Source organism: Salinispora vitiensis (assembly GCF_000378825.1).
GTDB classification, from domain to species: domain Bacteria; phylum Actinomycetota; class Actinomycetes; order Mycobacteriales; family Micromonosporaceae; genus Micromonospora; species Micromonospora vitiensis.
Window position 1 is genome coordinate 4,686,016 of record NZ_KB900388.1, and the last position, 16,136, is coordinate 4,702,151.

At 69.7% G+C, this 16,136-nt stretch carries 10 protein-coding genes; 7 read left to right on the forward strand and 3 right to left on the reverse strand.

What is annotated here, in order from left to right; genetic code table 11:
- Positions 1-76: 76 nt before the first annotated feature.
- A complete protein-coding gene (locus SALPAC2_RS0122255; protein ID WP_018218830.1) occupies positions 77-1,864 on the reverse strand; it encodes a glycoside hydrolase family 15 protein in 1,788 nt (595 codons plus the stop codon).
- Positions 1,865-2,045: 181 nt separating this feature from the next.
- Between SALPAC2_RS0122255 and SALPAC2_RS0122260 the strand changes: the two genes are divergently transcribed.
- Positions 2,046-3,059, forward strand: a complete 1,014-nt coding sequence (locus SALPAC2_RS0122260; protein ID WP_018218831.1) for an SDR family oxidoreductase — start codon at positions 2,046-2,048, stop codon at positions 3,057-3,059.
- Positions 3,060-3,134: 75 nt separating this feature from the next.
- Here SALPAC2_RS0122260 and SALPAC2_RS0122265 read toward each other — a convergent pair whose 3' ends face one another.
- Both SALPAC2_RS0122265 and SALPAC2_RS0122270 read right to left on the reverse strand, forming a co-directional pair.
- The gene (locus tag SALPAC2_RS0122265) at positions 3,135-4,367 is read right to left on the reverse strand and encodes a glycoside hydrolase 5 family protein (protein WP_026185022.1); all 1,233 of its coding nucleotides are present in this window, start codon (positions 4,365-4,367) and stop codon (positions 3,135-3,137) included.
- A 100-nt stretch (positions 4,368-4,467) separates the two neighbouring features.
- Entirely contained in the window at positions 4,468-5,487 is a 1,020-nt protein-coding gene (locus SALPAC2_RS0122270) for a LacI family DNA-binding transcriptional regulator (protein ID WP_018218833.1), read from the reverse strand.
- A gap of 191 nt (positions 5,488-5,678) precedes the next feature.
- Between SALPAC2_RS0122270 and SALPAC2_RS0122275 the strand changes: the two genes are divergently transcribed.
- From SALPAC2_RS0122275 to SALPAC2_RS0122300, 6 genes are all read left to right on the forward strand, one after another.
- Positions 5,679-6,959 (forward strand): ABC transporter substrate-binding protein, encoded by a 1,281-nt coding sequence (locus SALPAC2_RS0122275; RefSeq protein ID WP_018218834.1) that lies wholly within the window; start codon positions 5,679-5,681, stop codon positions 6,957-6,959.
- A 171-nt stretch (positions 6,960-7,130) separates the two neighbouring features.
- Positions 7,131-8,003, forward strand: coding sequence for a carbohydrate ABC transporter permease (locus tag SALPAC2_RS0122280; RefSeq protein WP_018218835.1), 873 nt, complete (start codon positions 7,131-7,133; stop codon positions 8,001-8,003).
- A 2-nt stretch (positions 8,004-8,005) separates the two neighbouring features.
- Positions 8,006-8,920: a carbohydrate ABC transporter permease gene (locus SALPAC2_RS0122285; RefSeq protein ID WP_026185023.1), complete on the forward strand. Its 915-nt coding sequence runs from the start codon at positions 8,006-8,008 to the stop codon at positions 8,918-8,920.
- A gap of 47 nt (positions 8,921-8,967) precedes the next feature.
- A complete protein-coding gene (locus SALPAC2_RS25300; protein WP_018218837.1) occupies positions 8,968-11,016 on the forward strand; it encodes an endo-beta-N-acetylglucosaminidase in 2,049 nt (682 codons plus the stop codon).
- Between the two features lie 181 nt (positions 11,017-11,197).
- Positions 11,198-15,394, forward strand: coding sequence for a glycoside hydrolase family 38 N-terminal domain-containing protein (locus tag SALPAC2_RS0122295; protein ID WP_018218839.1), 4,197 nt, complete (start codon positions 11,198-11,200; stop codon positions 15,392-15,394).
- Complete coding sequence (locus SALPAC2_RS0122300; RefSeq protein WP_018218840.1) at positions 15,391-16,116, forward strand: DUF7158 domain-containing protein; 726 nt, start codon at positions 15,391-15,393, stop codon at positions 16,114-16,116. The genes SALPAC2_RS0122295 and SALPAC2_RS0122300 overlap by 4 nt, the downstream gene beginning before the upstream one ends.
- Positions 16,117-16,136: the final 20 nt, after the last annotated feature.

Here is a 16,136-nt window from a genome sequence, read left to right on the forward strand (position 1 = left end):
GGACAACTGAGCTCCTCCAGCGGCGCAACCCGGCAACCTTTCGTGGGGCGCACCGCGAACCTCGGTGGTCCCGGCATCAGTCGGCGCAGGGAGCGGCGTGGCCGAGGCGTACGGCGGTTTCGAGCATCAGCGCGTGCACGAAGGCCTGCGGTAGGTTGCCCCGTAGCTGCCGCTGCGCCACGTCGAGCTCCTCGGTGAAGAGGCCCGGTGGGCCGCACCCCGCCCGGTTGCGTTCGAACCACCGGTTCGCGGCGACGGCGTCGCCGGCCTGCCACTCGGCGAGTGCCGCGGCGAAACCGCAGAGCAGGAAGGCCCCCTCGGCGTCCCCCAGCGGGCGGCGGTCGGGTCGAAACCGGTACAGGTAGCCGTCCTTCTGGAGTTCGGTCAGCACGGCCCGACGGGTCGCCTCGGTCCGGGGATCGCCTTCGGGGAGCGCGCCACGGATTCCCGGCAGCAGCAACGCCGAGTCGACGCGGGGGTCGTCGTAGGCGCGCTGCCAGCGCCCGGAGGGGTGCAGCGCATGCGTCGTGGTGTCGGCGAGAATCGTGTCGGCGAGGGAGGCCCAGCGGCCGGCCAGGCCGCCCGGCGCGATCCGGGCCGCCGCGCGCAACCCGGCCACACAGGTCAGCTTCGAGTGGGTCCACTGCTGGGCCGGGAGCTCCCAGATGCCCGAGTCGGGCGACCGCCAACGCTTCTCGATGGCCTGGGCAGCGACGGTTAGCGCATGCCAGGAGGTGGCCTCCAGCCGTCCCCGTTCGGCGGCGGCCGCCAGGACCAGCAGCACGTCACCGTAGGCGTCCAGTTGGAACTGCCCGCCAACCCAGTTACCGGTTCGGGCCTTGGCCCCCGGATATCCGGGTAGGAAGGTCAGCTCCTCTTCCGACGGTACGGTGCCACCATCGATGGTGTAAGCGGGAGCGAGCCGATCACCGTCGGCGAGGACCCGGTCGGTGAGGAACCGCACCGCGTCATCGAGGAGGTCGTGCCGACCGATCAGGGCGGCGGCCTGTCCGGCGAACGACTGGTCGCGGATCCAGGCGTAGCGGTAGTCGTAGTTGCGTCCGGCGAGCGCGCGCTCCGGCAGCCCCGTGGTCACCGCGGCGACCATCCCGCCGCCGGGCTGGGTCAGCCCGCGCAGCACCGTGTAGGCGAAGATCGCATCCCGTCCCGCGGTGCCGCGGGACAGCGGGCGCAGCACGTCCTGCCAGGACTTCTCGGTGATCCGCCACAGCTCCGCGGCGTCGGGTGGCTTCCCCTCCAGGGGCTGGGTGGCGATCTCCAGCACCAGGTCAACCTGCCCACCGGCGGGCACCCGCAGCTCGCCGTCGAGTGGCCCCTCGGCGCTGGGTTTGAGGGGGTGGCCGCAGGTGTGGCGGAGGTGCAGGTCACCGGAGCGAGCGTGCCACAGCCCCCCGTCCTGCCGTACCTGGCGGAGCGGCTCTCGACCGAAGTTCGCCCGGGGGGCGAGCCGTACCCGGACCTTCGCTTCCTGGTCCACCGCGCGTATCTGGCGGAGCAGGACCACCCGTTGGGCGTCGCCGGGGAAGGCCAGGGCCTCCCGGGTTTCGATGATTCCGTCGGTGGTCACCCATCTGTTGATCCAGATCAGCGAGTCGGGCTCGTACTGGCCGCCCCAGACGAAGCGCCGCTCCGTCGGGGTCACCAGGTAGCTGCCCCGGCCACCGAGGAGGCCGCTGAACAGCGGCGGGTCGGCCCACCGGGGGGCGCAGAGCCAGACGATGTTCCCGTTCGGGCCGACCAACGCCGCCCGCTGCCCGTCGGCGAGTAGCGCGTACTCCCGGAGCACGTTCGGCGAGTCCAGGTGGCGCGCTTCGGGGCTGTTCGTACGTTTGTTGCGGGCCACGGCAGCACCTCCCCGCCCCCCGTACCCGATCCGGCGGTCTCCGACACCCGTGGCGGCCGGGCAGCCGGCTCCCACCCCGGCGGCTCGCGAGCCGGCTCGACTAACTCGAAACGCCCCGGGTAGACAGCGTGCCGAGGTGTGGAACCGAAGCAGGGTCAACCCGTTACGGGAGGTGGCGCGGATGGGGCACGGGCGGCGGGAGATTCAGGTGGCGGTGGTCACGGGTGCCAGCGGCGGGGTCGGGCGGGCCACCGTGCGGCAGCTGGCGCGCCCGGGGGTCACGATCGCCCTGTTGGCCCGCGGTCGTGCCGGTCTCGACGCCGCGGCCGACGATGTCCGCGCCGCCGGCGGCCACGCCGTGCCGATCGAGGTCGACATGGCCGACTACCACCAGGTCGCCGCCGCCGGCCAGCGGGTCGAGGACGAGCTGGGGCCGATCGACGTGTGGATCAACGTGGCGTTCAGCTCGGTCTTCGCGCCCTTCCAGCAGATCCGGCCCGAGGAGTTCCGCCGGACCACCGAGGTCGCCTACCTCGGCTACGTCTACGGCACCCGGGTGGCCCTGGATCACATGATCCCGCGGGACCGGGGCGCGATCGTGCAGGTGGGCTCGGCGCTGGCGTACCGGGGGATTCCGCTGCAGGCCGCCTACTGTGGGGCTAAACACGCCATCGTCGGGTTCACCGAGTCGCTCCGTTGTGAGTTGTTGCACGACAAGAGCAACGTCAAGGTCACCATGGTGCACCTGCCGGCGATGAACACCCCGCAGTTCTCGTGGCTGCTGTCCCGGTTGCCGCGGCACGCCCAGCCGGTGCCGCCGATCTACGAGCCGGAGGTCGCCGCCCGCACCATCGTCGCCGCTGCCGCCCGGCCGGGGCGGCGGGCGTACTGGGTGGGTACGCCCACCGTCCTGACGATCCTGGCTAACCGGCTGGTACCGGGGCTGCTGGATCGCTACCTGGGCCGGACGGGCTACGACTCGCAGCAGACCGACCAGCCGGTCGGGCCGGACCAGCCGGTGAACCTGTGGCAGCCGGCCGATGGGCCGGGCGGCCACGACTTCGGTGCGCACGGCGCGTTCACCGATCGGTCGCTGCGGCACAGTCCACAGGCGTGGCTATCCCGGCACCGGATGGTGTCGGTGGCGGGGGCGGCTGGGCTGCTCTTCGGCCTGCTCGCCTGGCGTCGTACCTGAGCGGCCGGCCGGGTCAGCGCCGACGGACGCAACCGCCGGTGGCGCTGACCCGGCCCGTGCCGGTCGGGTCAGCGGTTAGCGGATCGGGCCGAGGCCGCGGGCGGCGAGGTAGCCCTCGTCGGTCACCCGGTCCGGGGTGACGATCGCCGTGGGTTCGGTCTGCCGGGCCTTCACCCATTCCTGGTGGAACGCGCTTCCCGGCGCGACCTCCGCCCGCCGTGCGGGCTCCTGGAGCGGGTTGATCGGCGCCACCAGCGCTGGTCGAGCCGGGGCTGCCGCGTGGGCCGCGGTGTCGCGGGCGAACTCGGCCAGGGCGAGCGCGGCCGGCTTCGGCCGGTGGTCCACGGTGAACAGGCCCAGATCGTATTCCCGGTCCGGGAAGTCGGAGAGGCGACGATCGATGTCGTGCGAGGACCACCAGGTGACACCCCACAGTGCCGGGTTGGCGGCCACCGTCGCCAGGGTGCGCGCGACGAATTCGCCGGCCTGCTCCGCCGGTACGTCCGGCCGGGGCACCCCGACCTCCTGCAGCCACACCGGGCGGGTCGGGTCCGGGGCGCTCGAGGCGGCGAGCTCCAGCAGGTAGTCGGCGTGTGACGTGGTGGCCGGTCCGAGCGGCCCGTCGATGCGCGAGGTGCCGTTGAACACCCAGGAGTGCACCGTGGTCAGGTCGCCCAGCTCGACCGCCTCGGCGGGGTGGAAGGGGTGATCGGGGGCGTACCACGCGTCGTCGAAGATGGAGTGCAGGCGGAGCGTGTCGGGCGCCGCGGTGCGGACCACCTCGAGTAGTTCCGCCGCCCACTGGTGGGAGGCCTCCGGGGTGGTGGGGTTGGCCGGCCAGAGGTTGTTGACCTCGTTGCCGAGGGTGATGGCGAAGACGTTGGGGCGCGTCGCGACCTCGGTGCTGAGCCGCCGGACGTACTCGTTGATGCCGTCGCGGGCCGCCCGGTCGGTGAAGATGCTGCTCTGGTGCCAGGTGAGCACCCAGGAGGGCAGGAAGTCGAAGCTGGACAGATGCCCCTGGAGTAGGTCGACCGAGACCCCGAGGTCGAACTCCGCCGCTACGTCGATCAACGAGAGCAGGTCGTCGATCGGCCGTTGGCGTAGGAGCGCGCGGTTGGGTTGGATCCACGGCCAGATCGGGAAGACGCGTACGTGGTCCAGGCCGATGCTCGCCAGGTCCTCGAGGTCGCGGCGGGCCGCGTCAGCCGAGAAGTCGAGCCAGCTGTAGAACCAGCCGTCGGACGGTACGTAGTTGGCGCCGAGGCGGAACCTTCGGGTGCTCTGCGTACGGGCATTGGTGTTCAAAAGGTCCTCCATATGGATAGCCAGGCACAGATGGGGTGCTAAACCGATTTATTTCACACCACGAGTATTACTCGACACGCGAGCATCGACCCGGGAGTACTTAGTTGCGGGTCGGCGAGGTGCTCTCCCGCGTGATCAACCGGGGGGTCTCGGTCTTGTGGTTCTTCGTCTTCGCGGGGTTGGCCAGGACCGCCATCATGGTCTGGGCCGCCTGCACGCCGAAGCGGTAGGTGTCGCGGGACAACGCGGTGAGGGAGGGGTGGGTGAGCTGGGCCAACACCGAGTCGTCGAAGGAGATGATCGATAACTCGTGTGGGACGGTGACCCCCATCTCCAGTGCGACGCCCAACCCGGCGACCGCCATCAGGTCACTGTCGTAGATGATCGCCGTTGGGCGGTCGGCTCCGGCGAGCAGCTTGCGCGTCGCGGCCGCGCCCTGGGCGTCGCTGAAGTCGGTGTGCAGTGACCGGGCGCGGGGGAGCGTTAGCCGGGTGGCGGCGTCCCGCAGTGCTCGGGAACGGCGCTGGGTGTGCTGAAACTCAGGTAGCCCCGACACGTGGGCGATCCGGGTGTGGCCGAGCACCGCGAGGTACTCCACCGCCGAGAGCATCGCCGCTCGGTCGTCGGCCCAGACCGAGGAGACGCGCCCGTGCCGGCCGGGCCCGCCGACCACGACGGCCGGGATCTTGAGCTCCTCCACCGCGGCGATGCGGGGGTCACGAACCTTCAGGTCGATCAGTACCAGACCGTCCACCCGGCGTTCGGAGACCCAGCTCCGGTAGACCTCGATCTCCGCCTGGGTGTCCTCGACGATCATCAGGTGTAGCGCGATCGACTGGCTGGAGAACTCCGCCTGCAGGCCGGAGAGGAGGCGGGCGAAGAAGGGCTCCACGCCGAGGGTCCGCGCGGGGCGCGCGATAACCAGCCCGACGGCGTCGGCCCGGGCTCCGCCGAGGGCTCGCGCCGCGCTGTGCGGACGCCAGTTGATCTCCTCAGCCACGCGGAGGATGCGCGCCCGGGTGGCCTCGCTGACGCCGGGCCGGCCGTTAAGCGCGAACGAGACGGCGCCCTTGGAGACCCCGGCCCGCCGGGCGATGTCGGCGATTGTCGGTCGCTGCATCTGGCGACGATCTCCCTCCACGCGGCTACCGAGAAGCGACGGTCGGTAGGCCGCTCTTGACACGTGATTCTAACCGGGGGGATAGTCCGTTCACTAGACCGGTTTATCATTGCCGGCGGATCGCCTGTGAGCACCGGACACGCCCGATCCGACGGGGTGGCCGGCTGACTAAAAGTTAGGGGCGGAGAGAGATGCGAACACGCTTGGTCGGGCTTGCCCTGTCGTCGGCTGTGCTGACGGCCGTAGCGGGATGTGGGCTGTCCGGCGCGGACACCAGTGATGACCAGGTCGACATCACCGGTGAGGTCAAAGGCACTGTGACCCTGCAGACCTGGGCCCTGAAGCCCAAGTTCACCGACTACATGCAGGGTGTTATCGACAGCTTCGAGGCGGAGTACCCGGGAACGACCGTCAAGTGGCTGGACCAGCCCGGTGACGGTTACTCGGAGAAGGTGCTCAGCCAGGCGGCCAGCAACGAGCTGCCCGACGTGACGAATCTCCCACCGGACTTCGCCCTGCCGCTGGCCAAGCAGGGACTGTTGCTCGACATCGACCAGGCCGACGACAAGCTCCGTGAGGAGTACGTCGAGGGCGCCGTCGCCTCCTACGAGTTCGCCGGTCAGACCGGGGTCTTCGGCTACCCGTGGTACCTGAACACCGACGTGAACTTCTGGAACACGGAGCTGCTGGCCAAGTACGGCCTGGACGAGACCAAGCTGCCGACGACGATGGAGGAGATGGTCGATCAGGCCCGGATCCTCAAGGAGAAGTCCGACGGCGCGGTGCACCTGCTGAGCCGTAAGCCCGGCATCGAGGATCTCAACCAGGCCGGCGTCGAGCTCGTCTCGGCGGACGGCACGGAGTTCATCTTCAACACCCCCGAGGCCGTGGCGGTCCTGGACCTGTACCGGGAGGCCTTCGCCGAAGGGCTCCTGCCGCGCAACGTGCTCACCGACGCGTACCTCGGCAACATGGACCTGTTCAAGAAGGAGCAGGTCGCCTGGACCACCGGCGGCGGTAACTCGATCACCGACATCGCGGTGGACAACCCGTCGCTGGCCGAGAAGGTCATCGCGTCGCCGTCGATCGGCACCCCGTCGCTGTACACCCAGGGGCTGTCGGTGGCCAAGAACAGCGACAACCTGCCCGCGGCGGTCGCCCTCGCGCGTTGGGTGACCAACACGGAGAACCAGGCGGCCTTCGCCGAGGTCGTGCCCGGAATCTTCCCGAGTACAGTTGCCTCCGCTGAGGATCCGCAGTTCAGCCAGAGCGACGGCACCAACGTCGGGGACGCGAAGAAGATCGCCTTCACCTCGCTGGCTGAGGCGGAGCTGTTGAAGCCAGTCATCGTCGACCAGGCGATGGACGACTTCCTCAAGCAGCAGTTCTCCCTGGCGATCAGCGGAGAGATCACCTCCCAGCAGGCGCTGGACAAGGCAGTCGAAAAGTGCAACGAACTGCTCAACAACTGATCGGCCGAGTCGGGCCGGTCCTGCGTTGACCAGCGGTGCTCGGCCGGACCGGAACCCGGCCGGCCGAGCACCGGCGCCGCCCACACCGCGGCGCCACCACTGCCGTCACCTGTCGTTGCGCGACTTACCGCATCGCCACGCCACCCAACCGGAAAAGCAGAGCGGGACGTAATGAAAACTCAGCGTTGGTTCACCCCCTGGCTGTTGCTCGGGCCTGCGGTCGTATGGCTGCTGGTGTTCAACCTCTGGCCAGCGATCAACACCGTGGTCCTCGCGTTCACCAACGCCAAGCCACTCGGCGGTGGAAGCTTCACTGGACTGGCCAACTTCGAGCGCATGCTCAACGACGATCAACTCGTCTATGCGCTGGTCAACAGCATCGTCTATATGCTGGTCTGTTTACCCCTGTTACTCTTCCTGCCGCTGCTGCTCGCGGTGTTGCTGGAGAAGAAGCTGCCGGGCATCACGTTCTTCCGTACCGCCTTCTACACCCCGGTGATCGCCTCCGCGGTGGTCGTGGCGCTGATCTGGACCTGGTTGCTGGAGGACCGTGGCCTGGTCAACGGGCTGGCCCAGCAGCTCGGCTTCCTCACCGAACCGTTGCCTTTCCTCAGCGGACGCTGGCTGCTGCTGTTCAGTGCGATCAGCCTCACCGTGTGGAAGGGGCTGGGTTACTACATGATCATCTACTTGTCGGCGTTGGGGAACGTCTCGCGCCAGCTACACGAGGCGGCCGCAGTTGACGGCGCCGGTCCGATCCGCCGGTTCTGGTCGGTCACCGTGCCCGGGGTACGCACGACGATGTTGCTGGTCAGCGTCCTGGTAACCGTCTCCGCACTGCGGGTCTTCACCGAGCTGTTCGTCCTCACCAACGGCACCGGTGGGCCCGGCGGCCGGACGATGTCCCTGGTCATGCTCATCCAGATGTACAGCCGGGGCTTCACCGGGCACCTCGGCTACGCCTCGGCGCTCAGCCTGTTGTTGTTCGTGATCACCGTCGGCCCCATGCTTCTCCTCCTGCGCCTGAACCGGAAGGCGGCCTAGCCATGACCCAGCTAACCACCCCTCCCGCCGACGCTCCGGCGAAGAAGCCCGCCTCCTCGCCGAGGCGACAGCGTCGGGGCTCGGGTTTCGGCACCATGCGGCGGCGCGAGAAGGTGCTCCGGTACGTGTTGCTGCTGCTGGCGCTGGTGGTGACCGTCGGGCCGTTCGTGTGGCAGCTGTCCACCTCCCTGAAGGGCGCCGGCGAGAACATCTACACCTCGACCCCGCAGTTCATTCCCTCCAGTCCGACGTTCGAGAACTACCTGCGGGTGGCCGAGACGATCCCCGTCCTGTCGTACGCGAAGAACTCGCTGATCGTGGCGGCCATGGCGGTGGCCGGTAACGCAGTGGGCTGCACCCTGGCCGGGTTCGCCCTCGCCAAGCTGCGCTTCCGGGGTCGGACGCTGTTCCTCGCGCTGGTACTCGGCACCCTGGTGCTGCCGGTCGAGGTGACGATCGTCTCGCAGTACGTGACGGTCCGCAGCCTCGGTCTGGCCGACACCTTGGTCGGTGTGGCGCTGCCCACCGCCGTCGCCATGCTGAACGTGCTGTTGATGCGTGCGGCGTTCATGGCGATCCCCGACGAGATGGACGAGGCGGCGGTGATCGACGGTGCCTCGGCCTGGCAACGGCTGATCCATATCGGGCTCCCCAACGTTCGGGGCATGCTCAGCGTGATCACGATCTTCGCCTTCATCGGCGCCTGGGATGACTTCCTGTGGCCGTTGATCGTGCTGACCGACCCGCAGAACTACACCCTCACCGTCGGCCTGCAATACCTCAGCGGGGCGTTCACCGCGAACCCGCGGGTCATCGCGGCCGGCACGATGATCGCGTTCATTCCGATCGTCATTGTCTTCGCGACGCTGCAACGGTTCTTCTTCCGCGGCGTCGAGGAGGGGGCGATCAAGGGGTAACCCTCGCCCCACCCCCACCCCCCCACCCCCAATGGAGGTGATCCTGGATGCGACGCCTGCTTCTGTCCCTGCTGGTTGGTGCCACAGTCGTGGCTGGCAGCACCCTCAACGCGGCCCCCACCGCGGCAGCCAACACCAACCCGCAGGACGGCAGTCAGCCGTACGCCTCGTACTGGTTCCCGAACGAGATCCTCGACTGGGACCCGGAGACCGACCCCGACGCCCGCTTCAACCGAGCGACTGTTCCGCTCCAGAAGCGGGCCTCCGACCCCGCGCTGAAGGCCAACCCGAACGCGCGGGCCGGCGAGGGCGAGGTGGCGTCCCTGGTGTCGTTCGCCCCGACGTCGGACAACCCGTCCCAGGGCTCGCTCGACGAGGACTACTATGCGTTCGGTCACTGGCAGTACATCGACACGCTGGTCTTCTGGGGCGGATCGTCCGTCGAGGGCCTGATCCTGGCGCCGAACCCCACGGTGATCGACGCGGCGCACCGCAACGGCGTCAAGGTGTACGGCACCGTCTTCTTCCCACCGGTCGCGTACGGCGGGAAGATCGACTGGGTGCACGACTTCGTCGCCAGGTCGGGCTCGACCTATCCGGTCGTGGACAAGCTCGCCGAGGTGGCCGAGTACTACGGCTTCGAGGGCTGGTTCATCAACCAGGAGACGACGGGTGGCGACGCCGCCCTCGCCACCGAGCTGCGTAACGCCATGACCCACGGCCGTAAGCAGGGCCTGGAGTTCATGTGGTACGACGCGATGACCGAATCCGGCGCCATCTCCTGGCAGAACGCGCTCACCGACGCCAACGACGCGTTCCTGGGCGGTGGCCGGAAGCCGGTCGCCGACTCGATGTTCCTGAACTTCTGGTGGTCCAACAGCCAGCGGCTCGCGGAGTCGCGGGATCACGCGCAGTCGCTCCGGCGCAGCGAGTACGACCTGCACGCCGGCATCGACACCGAGGCCAACGGGTACCACACCAACGTCGACTGGGACGCCCTGTTCCCGGCCGACGAGTCGCACGTCACCTCGCTGGGCATCTACCGCCCGGAGTGGACCTGGAAGTCGTCGAGTGGGCCTGCCGACTTCCGGGAGCGTGATTCTCGCTACTGGGTCGGTGCCAACGGGGACCCCTCGAACACCGCGACCTCCTCGCCCTGGAAGGGGCTCGCCAACTACGTTGCCGAGTCCACCCCGGTGACCCAGAAGCCTTTCGTGACCAGCTTCAACACCGGAAACGGTGATGCCTACCACGTCTTGGGTGAGCGGGTGCACACCGGCGGCTGGAACAACCTGTCCCTGCAGGACGTGCCGCCGACGTACCAGTGGGTTGTCTCCTCGACCGGCACAAAGTTGACGCCGTCGCTGGACTTCACCGACGCCTACGAGGGCGGCTCGACGCTGCGCCTCAACGGCACGCTGGACGCCACGAACACCGTGCGCCTCTACCAGACCCAGCTGAAGGTCGCCAAGGACACCAAGCTGTCGGCGGTCGTCAAGACCCCGCAGGCCGGCGCGACCCACCTGAGCGCGGCGGTGGCGTTCACCGACGCCCCCGACACCTTCATCCCCCTCGACCTGGGCTCGACCTCCGGCACCGGCTGGGAGCGTCGCGTCCTGGACCTGTCCGGGTACGCCGGCAAGACGATCGCCCAGATCGGGTTGCGGGCGTCGGCCGCCGAGGTGGTCCCGTCCTACGACATCAAGGTCGGCCAGCTCGCCGTCTACGACGGCAAGGTGGACCAGGTCGCCCCGCCGACCGAACTGACCGTCCTGGGCAGCACCGACGTCTCCGCGAGCGAGCAGACGCTGCGGCTGGCCTGGACCCCCTCGGCCAAGGGGACGGTGCACCACTACGAGGTGTACCGTCGCAACCCGGACGGCAGCCGTACCCTCCTGGGTGCCACGCCGAACGACGCGTACTTCGTGCCGCAGCTCGACCGGGTCGGCACCGAGACCAGCGTGACCATCGAGGTCGAGGCGGTCTCGACCGAGTACGGCCGCTCCACGGCGGCGACCACCACGGTCACCTGGTCCGGCACCGCCCCCAGCACGACCAACCCGGTGCTCGACCGGTCGGCGAACCCGCCGAGTTGACGACACATCCAGTGAACGTCAACACCCGGTACGTGCGGCTGGTTGTCACCACCCTGCCCCAAAACGACGACCTCGCCCCCTGCGCCCACGAGCCTGTGGCCAGCGGCGAATAGCCTCCCCAAATTTTCACCGGCGCGACGTGTTTGCGCTGGTGGGCGTACCAACAAGAAAGGATGACCCCGTGTCGGTCATGATTACCGCCGTCGAGTCCACCGACCTGTTCGTCGGTACCGAAGACAACCCGCGTCAGGTGCTCCGCGTGACACTTGACGGTCCCTCCGGCCCGGTCACCGTCACCGGGCCCGGTGTCTCCGGTAACGCGACCGGCACGGGCGTCGTCGAGGTCCCCCTGGACATCGACGACCGAACCCCCGGCACGAAGCTGCCGGTAACCGTCACGGCCGGCGACGCGACCGCCGAAGCAACGGTCGTGGTCGCCGAGCCGGGCTGGACGATGTTCCTCGTCTCACACTTCCACTACGACCCGGTGTGGTGGAACACCCAGGCCGCGTACACCTCGCCGTGGGAGCTGCTCTCCGGTGACGCCACCACCCGGCCGCTCTGGGAGCGCAACGGCTTCGCGCTGGTGGACGCGCACATGGACCTCGCCCTGCGCGACCCGGTGTACACCTTCGTTCTCGCCGAGATCGACTACCTGAAGCCGTACTTCGATCTGCACCCCGAGCGTCGGGCGGACCTGCGTCTGCTGATCGAGCGCGGCCAGGTGGAGCTGATCGGCGGCACCTACAACGAGCCCAACACCAACCTCACCGGCGCCGAGACCACCATCCGGAACATCATCTACGGTGTCGGCTACCAGCGGGACATCCTCGGCGGTGACCCGCAGACGGCCTGGCAGCTCGACGTGTTCGGGCACGACCCGCAGTTCCCGGGCTACCTCGCCGACGCCGGGCTGACCGGTTCGGCCTGGGCCCGCGGCCCGTTCCACCAGTGGGGGCCGATCCAGAAGAACTTCCGCGAGGCCAAGAACGACGCGACGGTGATGCAGTTCCCGAGCGAGTTCGAGTGGATCTCGCCGTCGGGGCTCGGTGTCCTCACCCACTTCATGCCGCACCACTACTCGGCCGGCTGGTGGATGGACTCCTCGCCGGACCTGGCCAGCGCCGAGAAGGCCGTCTACGAGCTGTACCAGCGCCTCAAGCCGGTCGGCGCGACGAAGAACCTGCTGCTGCCGGTGGGCACCGACTACACCCCGCCGAACAAGTGGGTCACCGAGATCCACCGCTCGTGGGCCGAGAAGTACGTCTGGCCCCGCTTCGTCTGCGGTAACCCCCGGGACTTCCTCTCGGCCGTCCGCGCGGAGCTGGCCGAAGCCGGACGCCGCCCCAGCCCACAGACGCGGGACATGAACCCGGTCTACACGGGCAAGGACGTCTCCTACATCGACACCAAGCAGGCGCAGCGGGCCGGCGAGGTCGCCGCCGTGGACGCCGAGAAGCTGGCGACGCTGGCCGCGCTGGAAGGGCTCGGTCGGTACCCCGACGCCGCGCTGGACAAGGTCTGGCGGCAGCTCGCCTACGGCGCCCACCACGACGCCATCACCGGGTCGGAGTCCGACCAGGTCTACATCGACCTGCTCTCCGGCTGGCGGGAGGCGTACGACCTGGCGGCCACCGTCCGGGACCGGTCGTTGGAGGCGCTCGTCGGGACGGTCGACACCACCGGTGACGGAACCCCGATCGTCGTCACGAACACCCTCTCCTTCGTCCGCTCCGACCTGGTGTCGGTCCGGCTTCCCGAGGGCCACGACGGTGGCCGGGTGATCGACGACACCGGCGCCGAGGTGCCGGCAGTCGTGGACCGGGGCACGGTGCGCTTCCACGCCGCCGACGTCCCCGCCCTGGGCTGGCGGACCTGGCGGCTGCTGCCGGGCGTCTCCAGCGCCGAGCCGGCCTGGACACCCGCCGACGGTGCCGCGATCGAGAACGCCTACTACCGGGTCACCGCCGACGCCGAGCGCGGTGGCGGGCTCGACAGCATCTACGACAAGATCTCGGACCGCGAACTGATCCGCACCGACCACCTCGGTAACGAGCTGCGGATCTACGAGGAGTACCCGACCCACCCCGACTTCGGCGAGGGTCCGTGGCACCTGCTCCCGAAGGGCCCGGTCGTGGGCAGCTCGGCGGCGGGGGCGACGGTCCGCGTCGAGACCAGCCCGATCGGCACCCGCCTGGTGGTCACCGGCGTCGTGGAGGAGATCGGCTACGAGCAGACGATCACGCTCTGGCACGGTGTGCGGCGGGTGGACTGCCGTACCCGCATCGTCGACTTCGCCGGCGCCGACCGGCTGGTTCGGGTGCGTTTCCCGGTCGACCTGCCCGGTGCCCTGCCGGTCTCCGAGGTTGCCGCCGCGGTCGTCGGCCGTGGGTTCGCGCTACCGGACGTGGACGCCGCGACCGCGCCCTGGACGCTGGACAACCCGGCCAACACCTGGTTCGGGCTCGGCTCCACCGCGCGGGTCTCGCTCACCGACGCCGCCGGTGCCCCGGTGGGGGACCGCGCCCTCGGTGTCGCCGAGGTGGTCACCCCCACCCTCGAGGAGGCGGCCGACGCCCGCGACCTGGTCGTCGCGCTGGCCGCGGTTGGTGTCACGGTGACGACCGCCAGCGCTGACTGGGCACGGTACGGCTGGCTCGACGTCGACTCGAACCTGCCGGACTTCCGCATTCTCATCGGTGGGGCGCAGACCAACGACGCCACCCGGGAGCTGCTGGAGCGGGCGGGCCCGGAGTACGTCGAGGCGCTGGAGCAGCACGGCCGGGTCTGGATTCCCGCGGAGAAGGCGCTGCACGAGGTGTGGCAGCCCAACGCCGACCTGCGGGACCTGCGGGCGCTGCCGGCGCTCGTGGTCACCGACGTCGCCGCGCTCACCGAGGATGTCGCGGACGCCCAGATCCAGGCGCCCTGCCCGGGTTCGGTGCCGGCCTCGGAGCTGCTGGTCAACCACACCGTGGCGATGCTCACCTACGGGCTGCCCGGCTTCGCCGTCGACCCGACCGGCGCGCTGCACCTGTCGCTGATGCGTTCCTGCACCGGCTGGCCGTCCGGCGTCTGGATTGACCCGCCGAAGCGGACCCTGCCCGACGGCGCCTCGTTCCAGCTGCAGCACTGGACCCACGAGTTCAACTACGCGGTGACCAGTGGCGACGGTGACTGGCGGGCGCTCACCCTGCCCGCACAGGGCCAGGAGTTCAACCACCCGCTGTACGGCCGGGTCGTGGAGAACCACCCGGGCACGAAGCCGGCGACGCACTCCTACCTGGGCGTGGAGCCCGCCCGGGAGGTGCTGATCGGCACGCTCAAGCCGACCGGTAACCCGATCGCGCACGGCGCCGCCGCCTCCTCGGACCCGGCGGACGCGGTCAGCCTGCGGCTGCTGGAGTCCACCGGGCTCGGCCGCTCCGCGACCCTGACCGGCGCGCTGGCCCTGTCCGACAAGCACCAGGCCGACCTGTTGGAACGTCGTGGTGCGCCGCTCGCGGACTCGATCGAGTTGGCGGGTTCGCAGGTCACCACGGTCGTCGGGGTACCGGCCGCGGCCCCGCGCAGCGAGGAGCCGCTCGGACCCGAGGTCGAGATCGCCCAGCCGGTGCACTCCCGGTACTGGTTGCACAACCGGGGTCCGGCGCCGATGGGCTACCTACCGGTCTCCGTGGGCGTCTCACCGGGGCTGCTGCGGACCGTCAACGAGCCGGTCGAGGTCTCCGTGGTGCTCGCCTCGCACCTGCGGGACGCGGCCGTCGAGGGGACCGTCAACGTCCTCGTACCGGAGGGGTGGACGGCCTCGCTGGGCAGCCGCCCGTACCGGCTCGACCCCGATGGTCAGCTCCGCTTCGACGTCACGGTGACGCCGCCGGCCGGGGTGGAGTCCGGGCTGTACTTCATCACGGCGCGGACCGAGCACCTCGGGCAGACGATCGAGGATGTCGCCACGGTCGCGGTCGGCGAGCTGCCCGCGCTGCTGCCGGTGCCCGGAGACATTCCGGAGGACGCGGACGCGATGCAGGGCACGACGGCCGAGACGGGACGCGACACCGGGCTCACGGTGGACGTCACCACCACCTCGGTCACCGTCGCTCCCGGCGGGCGGGCGACCATCGGCGTGTCGATGCACAACCGCACCCGGGGGGAGATTCGGGCTGAGCTCCAGCTCGTCTCGCCCTGGGGCACCTGGGACGCCATCGCCGAGCCGATCCGCGGCGTCGCGTTGGCCGCGGGCGAGTCCAACACGATCACCTTCGACGTCGTTCCCCCGCGGGACGTCGACCCGGGCCGCTTCTGGGCCCTGGTGAAGGTGATGTGGTTCGGCCGTTGCCAGTACGCCCCGACGGTTGAACTGGTGCTGGAGCCATGACCACCGCGCAGCTCGACGAGTCGGTGCTGGGCTGGCTCGACGGACGGCCACTGGACCGTACGGAACTCGACCGCCGGCTCGCCGCCCTGCGCGGCGGGCTGCGGTCCTCCGCACTGCCGGTGCCCGGGAGCGCGGAGGACCGGCAGCTGACCCGCTGGGTGGCGCAGGTGATCCTGACTGAGCAGCTCTGCATCGCGGAGGCCGAGTCCCGTGGTCTCGACGTGACGGATGCGCCACTGGTCCGGTTGGACCAGCTGGCCGCCGTCGAGTTCGGATCCATCACCGCGGCGGCGTTCGAGGGCTGCGCCGCGGTCCGGTCCCTGTATGCGGCGCTGACCGCTGAGGTCACCGCGCCAGCCGAGCAGATCGCCGCCTATCGGGCGGCGACCGCGGCACGGTCGGCCGGAGTCGTCTGGCAGTTGTCCTCCGCGGATGGCGACTTCGAGGCGACCCCGGATTCGTTGCCGGTGGCGTTGGCGGAGGCGCTGCGCTCGGCCGCGCCGGGGGAGACGGTCACCGTCGACTCGTGGACGGTGGTGCTTCGGGGGCGCCGGGAGTTGGTCGATCCGGCTCTTGATCCGACTGATCGGATCAACGACTCCGCGCGTCGGATCGCCTTTGTCCGGTGGCTCGACCACGCCCGCGCGCACCGGCTTCGGCTGGTGCAGGGGCTGGAGCACCCGGGCGACCCGAACCAGCCGGACAACTACCACCGGCACTGACGCTCCGGCCGGGGCTGCTC

Bases quoted from the DNA above. Each gene is read 5' to 3' on its own strand.
- SALPAC2_RS25300 (WP_018218837.1), top strand. From the start codon at position 8,968: ATGCGACGCCTGCTTCTGTCCCTGCTGGTTGGTGCCACAGTCGTGGCT.
- SALPAC2_RS0122285 (WP_026185023.1), top strand. From the start codon at position 8,006: ATGACCCAGCTAACCACCCCTCCCGCCGACGCTCCGGCGAAGAAGCCC.
- SALPAC2_RS0122270 (WP_018218833.1), bottom strand. From the start codon at position 5,487: ATGCAGCGACCGACAATCGCCGACATCGCCCGGCGGGCCGGGGTCTCC.
- SALPAC2_RS0122280 (WP_018218835.1), top strand. From the start codon at position 7,131: ATGAAAACTCAGCGTTGGTTCACCCCCTGGCTGTTGCTCGGGCCTGCG.
- SALPAC2_RS0122275 (WP_018218834.1), top strand. From the start codon at position 5,679: ATGCGAACACGCTTGGTCGGGCTTGCCCTGTCGTCGGCTGTGCTGACG.
- SALPAC2_RS0122300 (WP_018218840.1), top strand. From the start codon at position 15,391: ATGACCACCGCGCAGCTCGACGAGTCGGTGCTGGGCTGGCTCGACGGA.
- SALPAC2_RS0122260 (WP_018218831.1), top strand. From the start codon at position 2,046: ATGGGGCACGGGCGGCGGGAGATTCAGGTGGCGGTGGTCACGGGTGCC.